The following is a 21,382-nucleotide window of genomic DNA, read 5'->3' as shown; positions in this document are numbered from 1 at the left end:
TTTTATCGTTGGGCAGCCACCAGGTAGTAGCTGCAGGTCGTGAAAAAATTACGGAGGAAAGGCAGCGCATTTACCAGCCCCCATTGCTTTTTAGGCTTCCACCCAAACTTGTATTCATACACGGGGTTGATGAGCCATTGCTGCTCCTTTACTTTCCGGTAGCCACTTTGTTGCAAAATGCGTTCGAACCGCTCAATGGAAATACCCGTTTCTTTGATTTCCACCAAATCATCAGGTTTGTGGCCGTTGGTTTTGAGGAGCCATTTGAAAACAGGCATGGGCAACAAGTGCCAGTACGGGGTTTTGCCCAACCATCCGTGCAACACCTGCTGATGGCCACCATAAGGCATGTACCACGGCGGGAAGGCAAAAAAGATAACCCCATCCGGCTTCAAAAAGGTTTTCATCCAGGCAATGAGTTTGGGCTGGTCGTGGATGTGCTCGATGACGTCTTTCAACACAATCACATCAAACAAAGTGCCCAAATCCTGCTCCGGATTTACATCATAAATATTGCTGCTGATGAGCCGCACCTGCCCACTTTGCAGTTCGGGTTGCAGCCATTCGTTGGCTTTTTCGAGCCACAATGGGTACATTTCTACCCCTACACATTGCAGCCCTTTTTCGGCAAATGCCCGCAACAGGCTACCCTGACCACAGCCGATTTCCAACAACTGCATGCCAGGCTTCAGCGGTTTGCCCTGCTCAATAAATGGAATCACCGACCGGCGGGCATTCTCCAGCTGAATGTCGAAGTATCTTTTATAATCTGTATGAAATTCAAGCATTTGCCTACAATGATTAATCTACTAAATCAAGTTCTACCCGCAAGTTGTCGATGATAAACTCTTGGCGCTGCATGGTGTTTTTGCCCATGTAATATTCCAGCAATTGTTGGATATGATCGCCTTGCTCCAGTAATACAGGTTGCAGGCGGATGTCGTTGCCTATGAACTGGCCAAACTCATTGGGCGAAATTTCACCCAAACCCTTGAAGCGGGTGATTTCAGGATTCTTGCCCAGCTTGGCAATGGCTGCCTGCTTCTCTTTTTCGTCGTAGCAATAAATGGTTTCCTGCTTATTGCGTACCCTAAAGAGCGGCGTTTCCAAAATGAACAGGTGGCCACGCTTCACCAAATCGGGGAAGAACTGCAGGAAGAAAGTCATCATGAGCAGGCGGATGTGCATACCATCCACATCGGCATCGGTAGCCAGAATAATGCGGCTGTAGCGCAAGTCATCAAGGCCATCTTCAATATTGAGGGCATGCTGCAGCAGGTTGAATTCTTCGTTTTCGTACACCACTTTTTTGGTGAGGCCAAAGCAGTTGAGCGGCTTACCACGCAGGCTGAACACCGCCTGTGTATCTACGTCACGGGCCTTGGTGATGGAGCCACTGGCACTATCACCTTCGGTAATAAACAAGGTGCTGGCCACCTTTTTTTCTTCAAACACTTCCTTATTCTTGGCTGGCGGCGTATCGTTGAAGTGAATGTTGCAATCCCGGAGCTTCTTATTGTTGAGGGCAGCTTTCTTGGCTCTTTCGTTGGCAATTTTCTTAATGCCCTGCAGTTCTTTCCGCTCCCTTTCGCTTTGCTCAATGCGTTTTTTCAAGGCATCGGCAATGGTTGGGTTCTTGTGCAGGTAGTTGTCGAGTTCTTTATTCAAAAAATCGCCAATGAAGTTGCGCATGCTGGGCCCGCCTTCGTACACAGTTTGGCTACCCAGCTTGGTTTTGGTCTGGCTTTCAAACACCGGCTCCTGCACCCTCACCGACACTGCGGCTACAATAGAAGTGCGTATATCTGATGCTTCGTAATCTTTTTTATAGTGGTCGCGGATGGTTTTTACAAACGCTTCGCGGAAGGCCTGCTGATGCGTACCGCCCTGCGTGGTGTACTGGCCATTTACAAATGAATATAGGTCTTCGCCGTAGTCGTTGTTGTGGCTGATGGCTACTTCAATGTCTTCACCCTTGAGGTGAATGATGGGATAGCGCAGTTCATCTTCGTTGGTTTTGCGCTGCAGCAAATCGAGCAAACCGTTTTTACTTACATAGCGTTTACCATTGAAATTGATAACTAACCCCGCATTGAGGTAACAGTAGTTCCAGAGTTGATTTTCAATGAATTCTGTCTGATACTTAAAATGCTTGAAGACAGTATCATCGGGCAAAAAGGTCACTTCGGTACCATTGGATTCGGTGGTCTTTTCTTCCTTCGATTCACGGATAAGGCGGCCCTGTTCAAATTCGGCCGTTTTGCATTTACCATCGCGGTAGGCTGTCACCTTAAAGCTGTGGCTGAGGGCGTTCACCGCTTTAGTACCCACCCCGTTGAGGCCCACACTTTTCTGGAAAGCCTTGCTGTCGTACTTGGCACCGGTATTGATTTTGCTCACCACATCCACGAGTTTGCCAAGCGGAATACCCCGGCCGTAGTCACGAATATTCACCAAGCCCTCTTTCGACAAATTGATATCTACATGCTTGCCATAGCCCATGGTGTGTTCATCTATACAGTTGTCCACCACTTCTTTCAGCAGTACGTAAATACCGTCGTCGGGGCTGGCGCCATCGCCCAGCTTGCCTATGTACATGCCCGGGCGTAAGCGGATGTGCTCCCGCCACTCCAGGGTTTTAATACTGTCTTCGTTGTACTCAAACATTGCTTTCTCCTCAGCCATAAGTTGGAATTGATCAGGGGGTGCAATATGCCTAAAATTTTTAGCATTTAAGCATGTGGGCAAAAATAGGTGGCAGCCCCATTGGAGGGTCATTTCAAGTTATGCACATGGATTGTTTGTGCATAGCTGCATTTGCCGGTTTGGGCAAAACCAGTACGATACTGAAGTTTAATGGTCTGTAAAACCGAAATAGAAAACGATGAAATCCTCTTGTTTCGGATCATTTCTCCATCCTCCTGTTGGTTCCAATCTCAGCATTGTCACTTTCTTTTTCTTGAAAAAAAGAAAGTAACCAAAGAAAATTCAAGGCAAACCCGAAGGCTCCGCCCTCCCGATAGCTATCGGGATTGCCGAGCCAACTCCTCCCCCTGTTTTATGCGATGAAGTAAATTTTAGCCTATTCAATTTTAAACTGACTGAAACTTCGATTTCAAAAAAAAATGGTGAGGTATGCTACGACCGCATGGCTACTTCCTCGCCATACAAATTGCGGATAACCACGCTGGCCACCATACAGCCAAACATAGCAGGCATATAGCTGATGGTGCCGATGATGGATTTTTTGGGGAACGCTTTTTCCGTAACGATGATTTTACTCTGGTCGGCCTCCTCGGGGCTGAACACCACGGTTACTCCTTTGCGAATGCCCAGCTTGTTGAGCCGTTTGCGTACATAACGGGCCAGGTTGCACTGGTGGGTATCGGCAATATCGGTGATGGTAATTTGCAGCGGGTCTACCTTACCACCGGCGCCCAGTGAGCTTACAATGGGAATGCCCAGCTCCACACAAGCCTGTATGAAAAACACTTTGGGGCTGAGGGTATCGATGCAATCCACCGCATAATCGAAATGAGTGGATTGAAGCACTTCCCGGGTGCGGGGTTCTTTCAGGTACTCGTTGAGCACGGTGAGTTCAATATCGGGGTTGATGTCGCGGATGCGGGCCGCCATTACCTCAGCCTTGCTTTGGCCGGCGGTGGAATGCAATGCCGGTATTTGGCGGTTGCAATTGCTGAGGTCTACCACGTCGGCATCTACAATGGTCATTTTGCCTACGCCGGCACGGGCTATCATTTCGGCACAAATGCCGCCTACGCCGCCAAGGCCTACCACCAACACATGCTTTTGCATGAGGGTGCTGATTTTCTCATCGTCCAGCAGCAGCTGGGTTCTGCTCATCCAGTAAGGAACCATAAAAGGGAATGTCTGAAGTACGAAATACGGGGCACGAAGTAAAAGGGTAACAAGGAGGACGAAGTACGAGATATTGAATACAAATTCAAAAAAGATGGAAAAGTTTGGGCAAAAAAGGGTTTGTCCCAACAAGAGTTAGAACGGAATCCAAGTTCGATTTTGCTAACAATTTTTACCTAATAGCGATAGCTTACTGCATTGATGTTCATACCTGCGCCAACGCTGGCAAACATCACTACATCGCCATGATGCAAGCTATGGCCGTCTTGTACACCACTTATTACAGAGTGAAACAAGGTAGGCACAGTGGCAACAGAACTATTGCCCAGTAAGTGAATATTCATGGGCATAATATTGTCTGGCGTTTCTTTTCTATCGTATAAACGGAACATCCGCTTAATGATGCCTTCGTCCATTTTTTCATTGGCCTGATGAATGAATACTTTTTTCAAAGCATCAATACCAACGCCGCTTTTATCGAGGCAATCTTTCATGGCCTGCGGCACATGTTGCATAGCATACTCGTATACTTTGCGCCCCTTCATTTTGATGTAGCGAACACGTGGGTCGCTGCCGGGGAAATTAGATTTGCCGAGGTATAGATAGAAGGCTTCATCAATACAATGCGAGGCCACACTGCTGCTTAAAATACCGGGGCCGGTGGCGGCATCTACTTCCTGATATTCTAAAATGCAGGCTCCTGCCCCATCACTAAAAATCATGCTGTCGCGGTCGTACACATCCACCACACGGCTCAAAGTTTCTGTGCCAATAATCAATGCTTTTTTAGCAATACCTGCTTTGAAAAAAGCGTCGGCATGAATAACCCCCTGAATCCAACCGGGACAACCAAACAATAAATCGTAGGCCACACATGCAGGATTTTGAATACCAAGACTATGCTTTACCCTGCTGGCAATAGCAGGCAGCACATCCGTTTGAATGGTGTGCTTGAGTACATTGCCAAAATTGTGTGCAACAATAATCTGGTCGATTGTTTCAGGATCTATGCCGCTGTTTTCAACGGCTTGTTTGGCGGAAATGGCGGCCATGTCGGCGCAGTTCATGTCTTCGGTTACATAGCGGCGTTCGGCAATGCCGGTAATGTCCTCAAACTTTTGAACTATTTCTGCAGGCGAAGTGGTAATGCGTTGATGGTGTTCGTCGTAAAAATTATGTACAGTAAAATCGATGTTCTTTTTTACAACAGGAGGAATAAATGCACCTGTGCCAGTTATAACGGAGCGGTAAGTTTTCATAAAGCGTAATAAGCTTTTCAGGCTTTGCGCTAAAGCTAAATGAAAATGATTATTTACAATGAATCTGTTTCAATTCGATATAAACGACCTTCTATTTTGAGCAAAAAATCACAGGTAACTTTTTTGCTTGGCTATTTCTTTCTGACATCTGCAATGGGCTGGTAAGGGCCATATTTGTGGGCTTTTTCATCAAAACCATCGGCATAAGGGCCAAAGGCAAAGTCGATGGGCTTTTTAGCCACATCCGGCCAGTCGTGGGTCTGGTCTTTGTGTGGCCGGGGTTGCGAATTTACATAGGCAGCCACATCCCACGCTTCTTCGCTGGTAAGCGTAGGCTTTGCATGCGAAGCAATGTTGAATGGCATGTTGCCCTTTACAAATCCTGCAAAATTGGAGAGGCGAAACAAGCCCGCACCGTCGTTGTAGCTATGCGGCCCCCACAGTGGCGGATACACAAACCTGTTGCCATCCATTTGTCCCTCGCCGTTTTCGCCATGGCAGCTTTTACAATTAGCCAGGTATACCGCCAATCCTTTTTGCGGATCTGCGGCTCTTTTCAAATACGGTAGTTTTTCAATACCGCTGCCGGCGGGTTTTTCTCCTTTGGCTACATCTTTTCCCAGCCATTTAATATAAGCCTGAATGGCCAAAAACTCACGGCTGCTGCTATCGGGTGCTGTACCATTTAAGCTACGCTCAAAACAGTCGCCTACACGTTTGTAAATACTTTCATAAGTGCCGCTCCTCTCCCGAAACTTCGGGTAGGCACTACTAACCGCACCATAGTTATTGCCCCATGCTCTTCTACCGCCATCGAGGTGGCAGTTTTGGCAATTCATACCATTGGATATTTGTGCAACTGTGCCCTGCGGCCCAAGGTAGTAAGCCGTATTGCTGATGAGGTTATAGCCATACACTACTTCTTCCCTTTCCGGCCCGGTAAGTATTCTGTCCATCATCAGGCTGGGGCCATGCCACAGTGTATCAACCGGGGCCACTGCTGCAGATTGTACTTTGCTATCATCACTGGTAAATGATTTTACCAAAATAACGACCAACAGCGTTGCAAAAATGATGTACACCGGCCAGTCGCTGCTCATTTTCCGCCACATAACTATTTGCTATTTATGATTACAATTATTGAAATTCGTAAGTAGTGCCCTTAAGCTGAGTGAGCAGTGTAGCAGGTTCATCGGTAGCCGTAGTTCGGCCTTCTAAAACTGGAGCAACCACCGGATGCGCTTTCAGGTAATCTTCAATCACATCATGCATGAGTACGCCCAGTTTACGTGGTTGCTGCACATGTTCAATGCGGCAAAGCGTATCATCAGGATCGCCTTCTCTTTCGCAGGCCACCATGCTGTAAAGCTTGTTTACATCCAATGGCTGACCGCCTACTTTTACCCAGTTTAATCTTTTGCCTTTTTCATTGCCAATGGTTACGTTTACCTGCAGGCCCGCAAACCGTACAAACCAACCGCCAAACCTGTTAGCCGGATTTTTTGCAAAAGCGTTTTCCAATTCTTTTTCGAGCCATTCCATTATTTGAGCACCACTTACCATTGCGGTTTTGGCTTCGCTGTCAACGGGTAGCATGTTCCATAAAAACTCACGGGTAATATTGGCCGGTTTAGTTTTACTGGCATACAATGGCTGGCAAAAACGGAAGCCGTTGCTCACTACAATGTCCGGCTTAAACTTCCACATGACGGCATCTGTAATCAAGTTATCCATCGGCGTTTCCAATACAAAATAGCGAACCAACGGAGTGGTAGTTGTACCAATTACTGTCGACAAATCTTTTGCAAATGGTGCATACGCTTTTTTGAGTTGAGTGGTAACGGCTGCATTGGGCGCAAATTTTAAAGGGTCTACATCCAGCAATGCATATTTTATATCGGTGAGTTTACCTTCTTTCAAAATCAAATCTATTTTTCCTAAGAAAGAACCGAAGGCACCGCACTCAATCACCTTGGTATATTTGGCTTGTATCGGCTCCCGAACACGTTCATGCGTATCGGCTCCCATAATGAGATCAACGCCTTGTGCTGCAGCATTATTAGCCAGCCCAACCTGCTGCGCCAATCCCATATGCGTTACTACAATCACTACTACGCAGCCTTCTTCTTCCCGTAGCTGTTTTACGTAGCGGGCAAGGTTATGATTGGCATGCTTAAAAGAAATACCATCGCTGTAAGCCGGCGATTGCCGCTTCGGTATCAGGTGATCGGTGTAGCCAATGAAACCAATTTTTACACCGCCAATGTATTTAACCCAATAGGGCTGATAGATGAGTTCGCCATTGGTTTCGTCGCTGGTTTTATGCCACATATTGGCACATATTTTTGCCGCATTGGCATGGCCCATGTCATAGAGCATTTGCTTTTTCTTGTACACCACTTCCCAATTGCCCGGCAACATGAGGTCGTACCCTAGCTGATTGAAAATGGGAATCAACGCTTCGCCGTTGGTGAGTGAAGCCACAGCATGGCCATGAAAATAATCGCCACCATCAATCAATATAGTGTTGGCAGGGTTTTGCTTGCGGTAATGGTCAATCATGGTTTTCAGCACATCCAAACCACCACGACGCTTGTATACGGGCTGCTGATTGATCCAGAAAAATTCATCGTGGGTAAATAGCTGCCCGTGTATGTCTGTTGTGTACAACAGGGTTACGGTTTTTGTACCCGTAGCGGCTGCTTCTTCTGCTGCAACGTCATTAGCACTGCTGGAGCCGGCGAGTGCAGGAGCAGCGGGTAGTACCGCACCAGCAAGACCAAGCAAAGTAGAATTCCGTAAAAATGATCTTCTTGATTTTGACATGGGGCAATCGTTAGAGATATAAATGCAATATGAAAGCAAGATGGCTTAATGCAAACTGCCACTCTGTGATATTGGTCACTCATCATTTTTGGAAGCACAAGTACCCGTTGTGTGAATGAAAAAATGCCGGTTATACCTGCTACTACACTGGCAAGGCATTAGTGAAAATCTGCATTCATTTGCATAGTAAGGTGAAGATATGCTTGTGCTGAAACCACCTTGTTGCTGTATTTTCGGCCTACTTTAATAGTACACCATGACAACCTTGGTTCTTCTAGTCTTCATTGTTGGGTATCTGGCCATTGCATTCGAGCACAGCATTCGGGTAAACAAAGCAGCAGCAGCACTTCTTACTGGTGTACTTTGTTGGGTGCTGTACACTTTTCAGGCAAGCTCTCCCGAAGAAAGCAGTCACTTGCTGATGGAGCACTTTTCTGGCATCGCATCTATTTTGTTTTTCCTGTTAGGTGCCATGACCATTGTAGAATTGATAGACAGCCACGGTGGTTTTTCGCTTATCACCAAACAAATAGAAACCCGCAGCCAAGTGCGGCTTTTGTGGATAGTTACTATTATCGCTTTCTTTTTATCTGCATTGCTGGATAACCTGACCACAACCATAGTTATGCTTTCGCTGAGCGGCCGTATGCTTTCTTCGAAAGAAGACCGTTGGCTTTTTGCCAGTATGGTGGTAATAGCAGCCAATGCCGGTGGCGCCTTCTCTCCCATTGGTGATGTAACTACTACCATGTTGTGGATTGGCGGTCAAATCTCTACAGGGAAAATCATGTTGTATACTATCTTGCCCAGTATCGCAGTTACATTGGTGCCTTTGCTAATAGTAACACCAAGGTTGAAGGGGCAAGAATTTTCTTACACAGAAGTAAAGCATACCAACATTAGCAGCCGCGAATCAAACATTATGTTATTAAGCGGCGTATTGCTATTGCTGTTTGTTCCGGTTTTTAAAATGATTACACACTTGCCTCCCATGATGGGCATGATGTTTTCGCTGGGTATACTTTGGGTGATTGTAACCTTTATACACAGGGGCAAACCAAGCGACCAAAAAAGCAAGTATTCTGTTAGTGCAGCATTGCAAAAAATAGACAGCCCAAGTATCCTGTTTTTCCTGGGTATTCTCTTAGCCATTTCTGCTTTAGAATCTTTCGGATTACTGCACCAGCTGGCCGATTACCTGAGCTCAACCCTTGGCAATAATTACAGCATTGGTACAGCGCTGGGTGTACTGTCTGCTGTAGTAGATAACGTACCGCTTGTAGCGGCGGCACAAGCAATGTACAGCCTGTCTGATTTTGCCATGGATCATCCGTTTTGGTTGTTTTTGGCACTTACTACCGGCACGGGCGGCTCTATTATTATTATTGGTTCTGCAGCTGGCGTAGCAGCTATGGGTATTGAAAAAATTGATTTCATGTGGTACATGAAACGTATCAGCTGGATTGCGTTGTTGGGATTTTTAGCCGGCATTGCTGTGTTTATGGCGCAGCAAATGCTGCTGGCATAAAACATTACAACGGCAGCATAAATCTGTAGAGCGTTTGAGGCAGCGTAAACCCTCGGGCACTAAAGGCTTCTGTAGCCAGCCAGCCTGTATTGTTGCTATCAAAACATACCGATTCCAGTTGGCCGGTTTGTATGGCCGATGGCAGCTCAAATTGCCGAACGTTACCTTTCAGGCTGATGGTTTTTCCATGTTGTTGAATAGCAAATAATCCCACTTTGCCTTGCTTAGTGTATGCTGTGAGCAACAACCAGTTTTTACCATTCCATGAAGCGTCAGTAATTTTAAAATCACCGGTTTGCAGCTGGCCTGCCAAGGCAGCTTTGTACGTACCGGGCTTGGTAGGAATGGTATAATGATAGCTGGTTTGGCCACTCCAGTTTTTAGTAAATAAATGCAGCTGCTGATTGTGCACCAGCATGGCTTCGCAATCGAATTGTGCAGTATTGTCTTTTTCTGCTGCAAAACTTACCTGATTAGCATAACTAAACCTGATGCGGCCAATACTACTATTAGGTATGCGTATTACTGCAGTCTTTGCATTCAGCAACAATTTTGGCACCTGATAAATAACCAGATCTTTCCGGTTGCCACTTTTATTATTGCCCACATCGGCTATGTAAAAAAAACGGTCGTCTTGTGCCAGTGCTTCCCAGTCTTTGTTTTCAATGCCTGCAAGTACCACTGTTTGCAACAGCTTGGCACCACTCGTATCAGTAATGTATAAGGCCGCAGCATTGTTGCCATCGTTCAGCATTACCAATTTGTTTTGCCAATAGAGCATGCCACTTACCTCTTCCAGTTCTTGAGGCAAGGCTGCTTTTTTTACCGGCTGATAAAAGGGAATGGTTGGCTGCGCAAATACCTGTTGCGTTGTAGCCATCAGCATAGCCGATACTATTAAATGCAAAAACAGATAAAGACGCTTGTACATGGAATCAGCCATTGAAATTAGCAGCAATGGTATGGCCCATTTTGTCACGTTTTGTTTCCAGATAATTGTGGTTGTGGGCGTTAGGCTCAACTTCCAGTCCTACGGTTTCTACTATCTCCAATCCGTAGCCCATCAGCCCTACTCTTTTCTTGGGGTTGTTGGTCATAAGTCGAAGCTTGGTAACACCCAGGTGGCGCAATATTTGAGCACCTACGCCATAATCTCTTGCATCGGCCGGAAGCCCCAGCATCAGGTTGGCCTCCAAAGTATCGGCACCTTCTTCCTGTAGTTTGTAGGCTTTCAGTTTGTTTACCAATCCTATACCGCGGCCTTCCTGGTTCATATATAATACGATGCCTTTGCCTTCCTGCTCTACTTTTTGCAGGGCACAGGCTAGTTGGTCGCCACAATCGCAGCGAAAACTGCCCAAAATATCGCCGGTAAAACAGCTGCTGTGTACCCTGGTAAGCACCGGTTCGTCTTTTTCCCAGGTACCTTTTACAATGGCCAGGTGTTCCATGCCATTGCTTTTATCTGTAAAAGCTATGAGCTTGAAATGACCATATTTGGTAGGCATATCCACCCGCACTATTTCTTCTATCAGGCTATCTTGTTTGAGGCGGTATTCTATGAGGTCTTTTATAGAAATGAGTTTGAGTCCCCATTTTTGGGCAATCACTTCCAACTGTGGCAGACGGGCCATGGTGCCATCTTCATTCATAATTTCTACCAGTACCCCAGCAGGTTCGAAGCCAGCCAGACGGGCCAAATCCACCGTGGCTTCGGTGTGGCCTGTGCGGCGCAGTACGCCACCTTCTTTGGCTATCAGTGGAAAAATATGACCGGGACGGCCCAGATCGGATGGTCTGGTGGCCGGATTTATTAACGCCTGTACCGTTTTTGCCCGGTCTTGTGCAGAAATACCTGTACCCGCACCGGGGCCAATAAGGTCAACTGAAACGGTAAAAGCTGTTTCGTGCATGGATGTATTGCTGGACACCATGGGTTGCAAATCGAGCTGGGCACAGCGGTCGGCTGTAAGGGCGGCACACACTAAACCACGGCCGTGAGTGGCCATAAAATTGATGACTTCGGGCGTTACCGTTCGGGCAGCACATACAAAGTCGCCTTCGTTTTCACGGTCCTCATCATCTACTACTATTACCAGTTTCCCCTGTTTAATGTCTTCAATGGCACTTTCTATGGTATCAAGCATATTCAAATTTGAAGGCCAAAATTAAGCAAGGCCGTCTAACTGCTGCGTAATATTCCTGATGGCAAGGCCTTGGCAAAGGGCAATGAATTGTTAACAATATTCCGAACAATTTAAGCCTCGTTACCGTTTCTTTGCACAGTAAAAAACTCCAAAACTTATGTTGAGAAATTTTCTCCGGTTCATGGCCGTTGTGGCTATCGCTCTGGTTTCCAACACTGTTATGAGTCAGGTAACAACCAGTACTATAACAGGCGTGGTGAAAGACCCTAAGGGTCAATTGCTGGAAGGTGCAACTGTGAAAGCAGAACACCAACCTTCCGGAACCCAGTATTCTTCGTTTACAACCAAAGGGGGTGTATTTACCCTGCCCGGTTTGCGAACCGGTGGCCCGTACAGAGTAGAAATTACTTTTACCGGCTTTGCACCAGCAGTTTTTGAAGGTATTATCCTTCAACTCGGTGAGCCATTTAACATTACTGCCAGCTTGAAAGAAGGCGAAAGCATTTTGGAAAATGTAGTGGTGAGTGGTACCCGTAAAAAAGCTGCTGCTGAAAAAACAGGTGCTTCTACCAACATCAGCAACCGGACGATTACTACAATGCCTACCATTTCTCGTAGCTTGTCAGACTTTACCCGTCTTACACCTCAGTCAAATGGTAACAGTTTTGGTGGTCGTGATGCCCGTTTCAACAATATTCAGGTAGATGGTGCCAACCTCAACAACAACTTTGGTTTGAGCAGCGAACCACTGCCTGGTGGTCCTGGCAACCAACCCATTTCTTTGGATGCCATTGAAGAAGTATCTATCAACATTGCGCCTTACGATGTTCGTCAGGCCGGTTTTACAGGTGCCGGCATAAACGCCATTACCAAAAGTGGTACCAATAAATTTAAAGGCTCGGCTTATACCTATTATCGCGACCAATCGTACAATGGCGCCCGTGTAGGTGATTCAAAATTGGGACCTCAGCAATTTTCGCAAAGCAACATCTGGGGTGCTACATTGGGAGGCCCAATCATCAAAAACAAACTCTTCTTCTTTGGTTCTTACGAATATGAAAAGCGTAGCTTCCCGGGTGTACAATGGTCGCCAAAAGGCGGTTCTGGCATCGGCAACGTTTCTAACGTTTCTGCCGATTCTCTGAAGCGTTTCTCCGATTTCTTGCGCACAACCTATGGTTACGAAACAGGCCCTTACGACAACTTCGCCAGCTTTGGTGCAAAGAATACCAAGGTATTGGGTCGCCTCGACTGGAACCTGAGCAAGAACCACAAAGTGACTGCCAAATTTAGCCAACTGACCAGCAACAACGATCAACAGGTAAATGCTACCAGCACTCCAAACGGAGCACTGACTGGTCTGCAATCTCGTTTTGGTCAAAATGGTATGAGCTTTGCTAACAGCAACTATGGTTTTGAAGACAAGGTGCGCAACATCACTTTTGAATTGAACAGCCGTTTCAGCACCAAAATCAGCAATCAGTTGTTGGCCACTATTACCAATATCAGCTCTATTCGTACTTCACCAAGTGCGTTGTTCCCTTTCATTGATATCCGCAATGCCACTGGTACAGGTGTTACCAACAGTAATATGAGTGCTGGTTTTGAGCCATTCTCATACAATAACGAAGTAGTTAACGACGTATACAGCATCACGGACAACTTTACTTATTATGCAGGTAAGCATACGCTTACTGCTGGTATTAACTATGAGTATCAGGAAATAGGCAACATGTTCATGCCTGGTTCACAGAGCTATTACGCATACAACTCTTTGCAAGATTTCATTGAGAACAAAGCTCCAGCCGTATTCTCCACTACCTATTCACTTGTACCTGGTAAATCAGCCATTTATGCTTCTCAGGTAAAAGTGGGTCAAATTGGTTTTTACCTGCAAGATGAGTGGGTTGTAAATCCTAATTTTAAAGTAACTGCTGGTGTTCGTTTCGACAAATTTGCATTCCCAGAAACGCCTATTGAAAACAAGGCTATCTCTGCAGTAAATCTTTTTGCACAAGACGGTTCTATCACCAAGTACAACAACTCTGTACTGCCTACAACTAAAATGTACATTTCTCCGCGTCTTGGTTTCCGCTACGATGTAGATGGTGACAAGAAAACGGTAATTCGTGGTGGTACAGGTATTTTCACTGGTCGCATTCCATTTGTTTGGTTAACTAACATTACCCAAAACAGCGGTATGTATCAGTTTGGTGCTATTGTAAGTGACCCTGTGGCGTTGGAGCGTTTCAAGTTTAACAAAGATCCAATGTTCCACATTAACCGTGGAGATGCTTTACTGCCAACTACCGCAGGTACATCTGTACCAAGCAACCTGGTACTGTCTGATCCCGGTTTCCGTTTCCCTCAACTGTGGCGTACTAACATCGCTATCGACCAGGATTTGGGTAAGGGCTGGATGTTGACATTCGAAGGTATCATAGGTAAAGACATCAACGCTGTTGTAATGCGTAATGCCAACCAAAGACCAATGAATGGCACATTAACAGGACCGGATACACGCCCTCGTTTCCTGGCAGCCGGCGACCGTCGTTTGAATTCAAACATCACAGGCTCTGCCATCATTCTGGAAAATACCAACAAGGGTAGCCAAATGAATTTGACTGCTCAGTTAAGCAAATCATTCGACAATGGTTTCTACGGTTCAGTAGCTTATACCTATACACATGCTACTGATGTTACTTCTAACCCAGGCTCAACAGCCAACTCGGTTTGGAACAGTAACGCAACTATTGGGGGCCAAAACGCTTTGGAATTTGGTAGTGCTCCTTCAGCGCTTCCTCACCGTATCATTGCCAACGTTTCTTATCGCAAAGAGTTCTTCAAGAAATTGGCTACCACCATTTCATTGTTCTACGAAGGCAGCCATCAGGGCCGCTTCACTTATGCTGTGAATGGTGACCTCAACAATGACGGTAACAGCGGTACAGATTTGCTGTACATCCCCAGAAAAGCAAGTGACCTAACTTTTGTAAATGCTACTTACGGTGGTGTAACCTTCACTCCTGCACAACAGGCTGCTGCATTCGATGCCTACATCGATCAGGACAAATACCTGAGCAAGCGTCGTGGTACTTATGCAGAGCGTTTCGGCGCATTGTTGCCATGGTACGATCGTGTGGATATGAAGTTTACTCAAGACATTTTCACCAATGTAAAGGGTAGTAAAAACACACTGCAGTTTACTGTAGACGTGTTCAACTTCGCCAACATGCTCAACCGCGATTGGGGTATCCGTCGCTTTACCATTCAGAACCAACCATTGGTTTCTGCTGGTGTAAATGCTCAGGGTGTACCCACTTACCGCATGAACCAGACTGGCAACCAACTGTTGACCAAAACTTTCAACAACAGCATCAACACGGGTAGTACCTGGAGTATGCAAATTGGTGTTCGTTACCTGTTCAACTAAGTTCAGCTTAGACTTTCATCTCTCTGAGATGTATATATTGAAAAGCCCTCTGCGCAGAGGGCTTTTCTTTTTGGCTTCACTCCTTGCATTTATCCTACTAAAAAGCGCAACTCCCACCAGAAGTTGCGCTTTACTTATGAAAATGAGCTTATGTACTTATTTCTTCTGTTCCTTAGCCCAATTGTCTTTCAGCGTTACAGTGCGGTTAAACACCAGTTTTGATGCGTTGCTGTGCACAGCATCAAGGGTAAAATACCCCTTGCGGATGAACTGGAAATGATCTCCAACCTTTGCTGCTGTCAATGCAGGTTCTATGTATGCATTTTCAATAACCTGCAAACTATCGGGGTTGATATACGATTTGAAATCACCTTCTTCCGCAGCGGGATTTTCAACCTTGAACAAACGGTCGTACAACCGAACTTCCGCTTGCACTGCATGTGCGGCACTTATCCAATGAATGGTACCTTTTGCATGAACGCCACTGGTATCACTACCGCTGCGGCTTTCAGGTATGTATTCGGCCAGCACTTTGGTTACACGGCCATCAGCATCTTTTTCAAAACCGGTACACCGAACGATATATGCACTCTTCAATCGTACCACGGAACCCGGTGCAAGGCGGAACCACTTCTTAGAAGCTTCTTCCATAAAATCTTCCCGCTCAATCCACAGCGTTCCGCTGAAAGGAATTTCCCGTTCGCCGGTCTCCGGCATTTCAGGGTTGTTTTCCGATTGCATCATGTCTACCTGCCCTTCCGGATAGTTGGTTATTTCCAACGCCAGCGGATCGAGCACCGCCATTCTGCGCAAAGCCGTTTTGTTCAGGTCTTCCCGTACAAAAAACTCCAGCAAACTCAGGTCTATCAGGTTTTCTCTTTTGGCTACGCCAATTCGATCGCAAAAGTCGCGGATGGATTTTGGCGTGTACCCACGACGGCGCATACCGCTAATGGTAGGCATGCGTGGATCGTCCCAGCTTTCTACATGGCCTTCATTTACCATTTGTAGCAGCTTCCGCTTGCTCATTACGGTGTAGGTCATATTGAGGCGGGCAAACTCATATTGATGGCTTGGGAAAATTTCAAGCTGCTCAATCAGCCAATCATACAATGCCCTGTGCGGAATAAATTCCAGCGTACAAATGCTGTGCGTAATGCCTTCGATGCTATCGCTCTGGCCATGGGCAAAATCGTACATGGGGTAAATGCACCATGCATCGCCGGTGCGGTGATGATGAGCATGTTTGATGCGATAAATAATGGGATCTCGCAGCAGCATGTTAGGGCTGGCCATATCAACCTTGGCCCGCAGTACCTTGCTGCCATCGGCATATTTGCCTGCCCGCATGTCGGCAAAGATTTGCAGGTTTTCTGCCTCACTGCGTTCGGCATACTGGTTGCGAACGCCAGGTTGTGTAGGCGTTCCTTTTTGCGTAGCTATTTCTTCGGAAGTACTGTCATCTACATAGGCCAACCCTTTCTCAATCAGCTTTACGGCAAATGCATATAACTGTTCAAAGTAGTCAGAGGCGTAAAATTCGTTGGCCCACTGAAAGCCCAGCCACTGCACATCACCTTTAATGCTGTCTACATATTCAGTGTCTTCAGTTACAGGGTTGGTATCATCAAAACGCAGATTGGTGGCACCACCATATTTGAGAGCCAACCCAAAGTTGAGGCAAATACTTTTGGCATGGCCAATGTGTAAATATCCATTTGGCTCAGGTGGAAAACGGGTAAGAATGGACTTGTGTTTTCCGGCGGCTAAATCGGCTTCAATAATTTCTTCGATAAAATTCAGGCTCTTCTCTTCACTCATGTGTTGCTTGTTTTTGATACCACGTACACCTCAAAAGCTACTAATAGCCCGGTAAACTGTGGCACTTCTTTAATACGCGAAGGCTGCAAATGTAACGCAATGCCTATGTTTCAAGGGGATGAAAATCACGATGCCAGCAGCAATGTGAAAGTGGAGCGGAAGACGGGAATCGAACCCGCGGCCTTCAGTTTGGGAAACTGAAGCTCTACCCCTGAGCTACTTCCGCTTGGCACTTAAAGTTAGCCCGTAAATGGTGGGTAGCAAAAAATGCATCCGACTATCTTCTCCTGAAATGGGTAATATAGGTTCTGTTTGATGTTCTTGTTTCTGCCCGCAAATAATTCCTGCTTCTGAAAAAGATATCATCATAATGCTGTGTTAGCACCAGCTGGTTAGTAAAATCAACGGCAGTTATTTGCAAGCTCAACTCTTGTTCATCATTTTGCCAGCGGCTATTGATGTACCAGCTTCCGCTAAAGGATTGACCGTTGTCGTTTTCATAACTCAGTGTACCGTTGTCGTAAAAAGTAAAACGGCCGTTGTTGAAAGGCATGCGGGCAGAGTTGCCACCCCAGCCAACGGGGTTTACATCATCAATACGCCAATCGCCAATAATACGGCGGTCCGCACTTCGAAAAACATCCTTTACACATCCAGTAGAAAAAACAGCGAGGCTAGCTGCCAAAAGGGTAACAGTCAGTTTCATAGGCGTTGGTTTTAAGATTGATACTTAAATTTATCCAAAGCCTTGTTTACAGAATGTTAGCGCTAATTGGATTAACAAGAGATTTTGTGAACAGAACTCTAACGGAAAATTGATTACAAACCATCCAGTTTGTAATCAATTTTCATGTCCATATCCATGGGTATTTCTATGGAATTGATTTTGAAAATACCAGACAACTGTTGCTGCAAACGAGCCGTTTGCATAAGACCTGTGCCAAGGTTTACATAAATCAAGCCTTGTTGTTTTCCTTTAAAATCAGCATCCAGTTTCATACCCATAATGTCGAATGCCGTATTGTCTTTAGGTTGGCCCAATGAAGGCGGACTGGCCAATGCCAAACCGGGCATGGCCACCTGCTGATCGGCATTGGTAATGGTTGATGTCAGCGCAATTTCTGCAATACCATTTTTAACCGACTTCAATTCAAAGTCGTTATTAATAACCATGGTAAACATCGCCTTCATCCGAATCTGATTTTTCCATTGGGCGCCCTCATTCACTTTTTTACCGGGCAGCACATAAAAGCATTGCTCCAGCATACCTCTCATCATGTCGTCGTTTATCAACGGGCGAAGTGCTGTAGCCAGTTGCTTACGAAGCTGTTCTTCCAATGGTTGCAGGCCGGCTTCCACCACCTTCCACAAACTATCAGTGGAAACTTTGGTGAGCACTTGGCCTTTTTTTGAAATGGTAGCCGTAAACTCAATGCCCGTCATCATATCCATTACCCGCAAAGCACCGGAGTCTTTTTGCGAAAGACTATCCAGCGAAAACAAGCTTTTATCTTTACCCTGATTGAGGTTGTAATCTTCGTATGCAAAAGCCACCTTTGTATTGCCATCGGGTATGGTATCAAACCTCAGCAAACTGCTGATGCTGGTATTCATGGGTTGCTTCAACTCCTGCCCCAGCATTTTAACGGTAACCTTACCGCTAATATCCGTTTGCAGCCGGTAGCGGGAATCGTCGGCAGGTTGAAAACGCAAATCATATTTACCTTCGCTGCAGCCAGTAGCAGCTACCAGTAACAACAAGAGTAATGCTTGATAAAAATGTTTCATGACAGTGTGGAATGGGCCAAAGATACCTGCTGCAGGTGAATAGACATCAACCAGACCTTTAGGTAATTGACAAGTGGCAACGGCATATAGAAATGCTGGTCTTCCTAACCAAAATTGCCGTTACTTTCGCTCCGTGATTAGTCAGGAAACCGTACAGCGCATTATCAACAGCATCAACGTCCTCGAAGTAGTGGGCGATTTTGTGCAGTTGAAAAGACGTGGTGCCAACTACCTGGGCCTCTGCCCTTTTCATGGCGAAAAAACACCTTCGTTTACGGTATCGCCATCCAAGGAAATTTACAAGTGCTTTGGGTGCGGCAAAAGTGGCAACTCCATCAGCTTTTTGATGGAACACGAAAAGCTGGGCTATGCAGAAGCCTTGCGTTGGCTGGCTAAAAAATACAACATCGAAATTCAGGAAACGGAAGTTGATCCTGAATACAAAGAACGACAGCAAACGGCCGACAGCCTGTACATCATCAACCAGTATGCTCAAAAATATTTTGCGGAGCAACTCTGGGAAAATGAGATGGGCCAAGCTGTAGCATACAGCTATTTACAACAGCGGGGCTTTACCGATGAAACCATGCGAAAGTTTGGTTTAGGGTATTGCCTCAACGAACGGGATGCATTTACCAAAGACGCATTGCACAATCAGTACAATAAAGAGTTGCTACTGAAAACCGGTTTGGTATCGCAACGGGATTATGGCCTGCAAGACAATTACCGCGACAGGATTATTTTTCCCATTCACAACCACATTGGCAAAATCATTGGCTTTGGTGCCCGTCTCATCAAAAACAGAGACAATGCCCCGAAGTATATCAACACACCAGAGAATGAGCTGTATGTAAAAAGCAAAATTCTCTACGGCATTTATTTTGCCCGGCAAGCCATTGAGAAAAGAGATGAATGCTTGCTGGTAGAAGGTTATACAGACGTTATTAGTTTGAACCAGGCCGGTGTAGAAAACGTGGTGGCCAGTGGTGGTACTTCATTAACACCCGACCAGCTCAGGCTGATAAAACGTTACACCAAGCATCTTACTATTTTATACGATGGAGATGCTGCGGGTATCAAAGCCGCATTGCGTGGTTTGGACCTGGCTTTGGCCGAAGGTTTGTATGTACGTTTGGTACTATTGCCCAATGGCGAAGACCCGGACAGCTATGTACAAAAAGTGGGCAAAGATGAATTCAACGAATACATCAACAACAACAAGAAAGACTTCATTCTTTTTCAGACAGAACTGGCACTGAAAGAAGCAGGCAACGACTCACAAAAAAGAAGTGAGGTTGTTAACCGTATTGCAGAAAGCATTAGCAAAATTGATAAGGCAGAAGACTTTTCCCGCCAGCAAGATTACATCCGCCAATCAGCAAGTTTGCTGAAGGTAGACGAGGAAGGTTTGATTAACCTCGTCAACAAGTACATCCGGGAAAAACTGCAGAAAGAGCAGCGTAAAAACCTGCCCGATCAATCGCCATTGCAAGAGGCAGAAACAATGCCCGATGAAGTGGTGGATGCCAACCTTGCATTGCTGCTCACCAACGAACTGCAAGAACGTGCCGTGGTGAAAAGCCTGCTGCTGTATGGCTTGCTGCCCCTGCAGGAAGAAAGTGAAGAAACTGTAGCACAGTTCATTTTCAACAGCCTCGAAAACTTTCATTTCGATAATACCGAACTGGAAAAAGTGTACCTGCTCTACAAAAGCTGGTACGATGCCGGATTGGAACCTACTGAAAAATCATTCGTGTACTACCCCGATGAAGGACTCAACCGCCTGGTGATTTCGCTGCTGGAATTTCCATACGAAATCAGCCCCAAATGGGAGGAGATGATTCAGAGCCGGCGCATGTCGGATATTGAACAAAGCCGTAAAGATGCCAACTTATCGGTGAGTTATTTTAAGCTGCGCAAACTGAAACAAATGCTGGAGCAAAACCAACAGGAGCTGGAGCATGAAAAAGATCCATTGGTGCAGCAGCAGTTGATTGAACTGCACATTGAGCTCAAAAAGTTTGAACGGGAAATTACTTCTGTACTGGGTACGGTTATCCTGAAATAAGTAGGACAGAATAGTTTCCCAAATACGGTCTTGCTATTGTTTTTCCAGCATATCGCTGTACGAATGTGTAAGCAGTTGCGAAGCTTGAATCCCCAACAATTGCATGTAGTGATTGCACTGTTCATGAAGCTTTACTGCGCCAATATTTCCATCCTTATCAATGGCTTCTATTTCAGCGAAAGTGCCTAATCCTTCTACCCTGTCCAGGTGAAATTTTACGTTGTCGATAAAGTAAATCTCTCTGGCTTTGTGCACCGCTACTTTTACGCCCCAGGCAGCTGCCAGCACCGATTGTAAGTCATGACTATCTCCATGAAGTTGTGTCATGTTTACAGCAGAACCTTTGGGTGTGGCACTGTTTTCCCTTGCATAAAAAATAAGTGAATGCTCAATATTGCCACAGCGAAGTTTAAGCCGCCCGTTGGGACAGTTAAAATACACATCGGTTTGATGATCGGTGCCTTTGAAATTGGCTCCGGCCGCCATAAGAACGGCCCTGGCTTTTTCCAAATCGTTACAAATTGCCTTGATTTCCACATTGAGATGTGCTGCCATATAACTATTGTTTTTCCTTCAAACTTACCACCTACAAACATCCATTTTTGGCGGGTTGATATTTTCAAAACACAAAGC

15 protein-coding genes and 1 tRNA gene are annotated in these 21,382 nt (G+C 45.9%); 3 read left to right on the top strand and 13 right to left on the bottom strand.

Translation table 11 applies throughout. The features are described 5' to 3' along the window. Positions 1-2: 2 nt before the first annotated feature. The 6 genes from V7Q13_RS12175 to V7Q13_RS12150 all read right to left on the bottom strand — a co-directional run bounded on the left by V7Q13_RS12175 (position 3) and on the right by V7Q13_RS12150 (position 7,964). Positions 3-788: a class I SAM-dependent methyltransferase gene (locus V7Q13_RS12175; RefSeq protein ID WP_157478386.1), complete on the bottom strand. Its 786-nt coding sequence runs from the start codon at positions 786-788 to the stop codon at positions 3-5. Positions 789-801: 13 nt separating this feature from the next. After that, the gene (locus V7Q13_RS12170) at positions 802-2,685 is read right to left on the bottom strand and encodes a DNA topoisomerase IV subunit B (protein ID WP_333800948.1); all 1,884 of its coding nucleotides are present in this window, start codon (positions 2,683-2,685) and stop codon (positions 802-804) included. 453 nt (positions 2,686-3,138) lie between these two features. Beyond that, positions 3,139-3,879, bottom strand: coding sequence for a tRNA threonylcarbamoyladenosine dehydratase (locus tag V7Q13_RS12165; protein ID WP_333800947.1), 741 nt, complete (start codon positions 3,877-3,879; stop codon positions 3,139-3,141). 176 nt (positions 3,880-4,055) lie between these two features. Then, on the bottom strand, positions 4,056-5,138 hold the full coding sequence (locus tag V7Q13_RS12160) for a 3-oxoacyl-ACP synthase III family protein (protein ID WP_333800946.1): 1,083 nt from the start codon (positions 5,136-5,138) through the stop codon (positions 4,056-4,058). Positions 5,139-5,269: 131 nt separating this feature from the next. Beyond that, positions 5,270-6,250, bottom strand: coding sequence for a c-type cytochrome (locus V7Q13_RS12155; protein WP_333800945.1), 981 nt, complete (start codon positions 6,248-6,250; stop codon positions 5,270-5,272). 25 nt (positions 6,251-6,275) lie between these two features. Continuing rightward, the gene (locus V7Q13_RS12150; RefSeq protein WP_333800944.1) at positions 6,276-7,964 is read right to left on the bottom strand and encodes a bifunctional metallophosphatase/5'-nucleotidase; all 1,689 of its coding nucleotides are present in this window, start codon (positions 7,962-7,964) and stop codon (positions 6,276-6,278) included. A gap of 256 nt (positions 7,965-8,220) precedes the next feature. Here V7Q13_RS12150 and nhaD point away from each other — a divergent pair, with 256 nt between their 5' ends. After that, a complete protein-coding gene (gene nhaD / locus V7Q13_RS12145) occupies positions 8,221-9,492 on the top strand; it encodes a sodium:proton antiporter NhaD (protein WP_333800943.1) in 1,272 nt (423 codons plus the stop codon). A gap of 4 nt (positions 9,493-9,496) precedes the next feature. Here the strand turns inward: nhaD and V7Q13_RS12140 are convergent, their stop codons facing one another. Both V7Q13_RS12140 and V7Q13_RS12135 read right to left on the bottom strand, forming a co-directional pair. Continuing rightward, positions 9,497-10,423: a hypothetical protein gene (locus V7Q13_RS12140; RefSeq protein ID WP_333800942.1), complete on the bottom strand. Its 927-nt coding sequence runs from the start codon at positions 10,421-10,423 to the stop codon at positions 9,497-9,499. Positions 10,424-10,427: 4 nt separating this feature from the next. Beyond that, positions 10,428-11,639 carry a bifunctional 3,4-dihydroxy-2-butanone-4-phosphate synthase/GTP cyclohydrolase II gene (locus V7Q13_RS12135; protein ID WP_333800941.1) on the bottom strand — a complete coding sequence of 404 codons (1,212 nt, stop codon included), beginning with the start codon at positions 11,637-11,639 and terminating at the stop codon, positions 10,428-10,430. A 220-nt stretch (positions 11,640-11,859) separates the two neighbouring features. Between V7Q13_RS12135 and V7Q13_RS12130 the strand changes: the two genes are divergently transcribed. After that, a complete protein-coding gene (locus tag V7Q13_RS12130; protein WP_333800940.1) occupies positions 11,860-15,072 on the top strand; it encodes a TonB-dependent receptor in 3,213 nt (1,070 codons plus the stop codon). Between the two features lie 156 nt (positions 15,073-15,228). Here the strand turns inward: V7Q13_RS12130 and V7Q13_RS12125 are convergent, their stop codons facing one another. From V7Q13_RS12125 to V7Q13_RS12110, 4 genes are all read right to left on the bottom strand, one after another. Continuing rightward, complete coding sequence (locus V7Q13_RS12125; RefSeq protein ID WP_333800939.1) at positions 15,229-16,893, bottom strand: glutamine--tRNA ligase/YqeY domain fusion protein; 1,665 nt, start codon at positions 16,891-16,893, stop codon at positions 15,229-15,231. Positions 16,894-17,044: 151 nt separating this feature from the next. After that, a tRNA-Gly gene (locus tag V7Q13_RS12120) sits at positions 17,045-17,119 on the bottom strand. A 51-nt stretch (positions 17,120-17,170) separates the two neighbouring features. Then, positions 17,171-17,599, bottom strand: coding sequence for a hypothetical protein (locus tag V7Q13_RS12115; protein ID WP_333800938.1), 429 nt, complete (start codon positions 17,597-17,599; stop codon positions 17,171-17,173). A gap of 113 nt (positions 17,600-17,712) precedes the next feature. Beyond that, on the bottom strand, positions 17,713-18,681 hold the full coding sequence (locus tag V7Q13_RS12110) for a DUF6263 family protein (RefSeq protein WP_333800937.1): 969 nt from the start codon (positions 18,679-18,681) through the stop codon (positions 17,713-17,715). 133 nt (positions 18,682-18,814) lie between these two features. Between V7Q13_RS12110 and dnaG the strand changes: the two genes are divergently transcribed. Then, positions 18,815-20,749 (top strand): DNA primase, encoded by a 1,935-nt coding sequence (gene dnaG, locus V7Q13_RS12105; RefSeq protein WP_333800936.1) that lies wholly within the window; start codon positions 18,815-18,817, stop codon positions 20,747-20,749. Positions 20,750-20,782: 33 nt separating this feature from the next. Here the strand turns inward: dnaG and V7Q13_RS12100 are convergent, their stop codons facing one another. Then, positions 20,783-21,304 carry a class IV adenylate cyclase gene (locus V7Q13_RS12100; protein ID WP_333800935.1) on the bottom strand — a complete coding sequence of 174 codons (522 nt, stop codon included), beginning with the start codon at positions 21,302-21,304 and terminating at the stop codon, positions 20,783-20,785. Between the last annotated feature and the right edge of the window lie 78 nt (positions 21,305-21,382).

Source organism: Phnomibacter sp. (assembly GCF_036803085.1).
Classification (GTDB): Bacteria; Bacteroidota; Bacteroidia; order Chitinophagales; family Chitinophagaceae; genus Phnomibacter.
Note: the sequence above shows the minus strand (reverse complement) of the source record. Positions and strands in the feature narration are given on the sequence as shown.

What these genes read in the sequence shown, in the direction of transcription:
- V7Q13_RS12135 (WP_333800941.1), bottom strand. Translation starts at nt 11,639, where the DNA reads ATGCTTGATACCATAGAAAGTGCCATTGAAGACATTAAACAGGGGAAA.
- nhaD (WP_333800943.1), top strand. Translation starts at nt 8,221, where the DNA reads ATGACAACCTTGGTTCTTCTAGTCTTCATTGTTGGGTATCTGGCCATT.
- V7Q13_RS12140 (WP_333800942.1), bottom strand. Translation starts at nt 10,423, where the DNA reads ATGTACAAGCGTCTTTATCTGTTTTTGCATTTAATAGTATCGGCTATG.
- V7Q13_RS12160 (WP_333800946.1), bottom strand. Translation starts at nt 5,138, where the DNA reads ATGAAAACTTACCGCTCCGTTATAACTGGCACAGGTGCATTTATTCCT.
- V7Q13_RS12175 (WP_157478386.1), bottom strand. Translation starts at nt 788, where the DNA reads ATGCTTGAATTTCATACAGATTATAAAAGATACTTCGACATTCAGCTG.
- V7Q13_RS12130 (WP_333800940.1), top strand. Translation starts at nt 11,860, where the DNA reads ATGAGTCAGGTAACAACCAGTACTATAACAGGCGTGGTGAAAGACCCT.
- V7Q13_RS12150 (WP_333800944.1), bottom strand. Translation starts at nt 7,964, where the DNA reads ATGTCAAAATCAAGAAGATCATTTTTACGGAATTCTACTTTGCTTGGT.
- V7Q13_RS12115 (WP_333800938.1), bottom strand. Translation starts at nt 17,599, where the DNA reads ATGAAACTGACTGTTACCCTTTTGGCAGCTAGCCTCGCTGTTTTTTCT.
- V7Q13_RS12125 (WP_333800939.1), bottom strand. Translation starts at nt 16,893, where the DNA reads ATGAGTGAAGAGAAGAGCCTGAATTTTATCGAAGAAATTATTGAAGCC.
- V7Q13_RS12155 (WP_333800945.1), bottom strand. Translation starts at nt 6,250, where the DNA reads ATGTGGCGGAAAATGAGCAGCGACTGGCCGGTGTACATCATTTTTGCA.
- V7Q13_RS12165 (WP_333800947.1), bottom strand. Translation starts at nt 3,879, where the DNA reads ATGGTTCCTTACTGGATGAGCAGAACCCAGCTGCTGCTGGACGATGAG.
- V7Q13_RS12170 (WP_333800948.1), bottom strand. Translation starts at nt 2,685, where the DNA reads ATGGCTGAGGAGAAAGCAATGTTTGAGTACAACGAAGACAGTATTAAA.
- V7Q13_RS12100 (WP_333800935.1), bottom strand. Translation starts at nt 21,304, where the DNA reads ATGGCAGCACATCTCAATGTGGAAATCAAGGCAATTTGTAACGATTTG.
- V7Q13_RS12110 (WP_333800937.1), bottom strand. Translation starts at nt 18,681, where the DNA reads ATGAAACATTTTTATCAAGCATTACTCTTGTTGTTACTGGTAGCTGCT.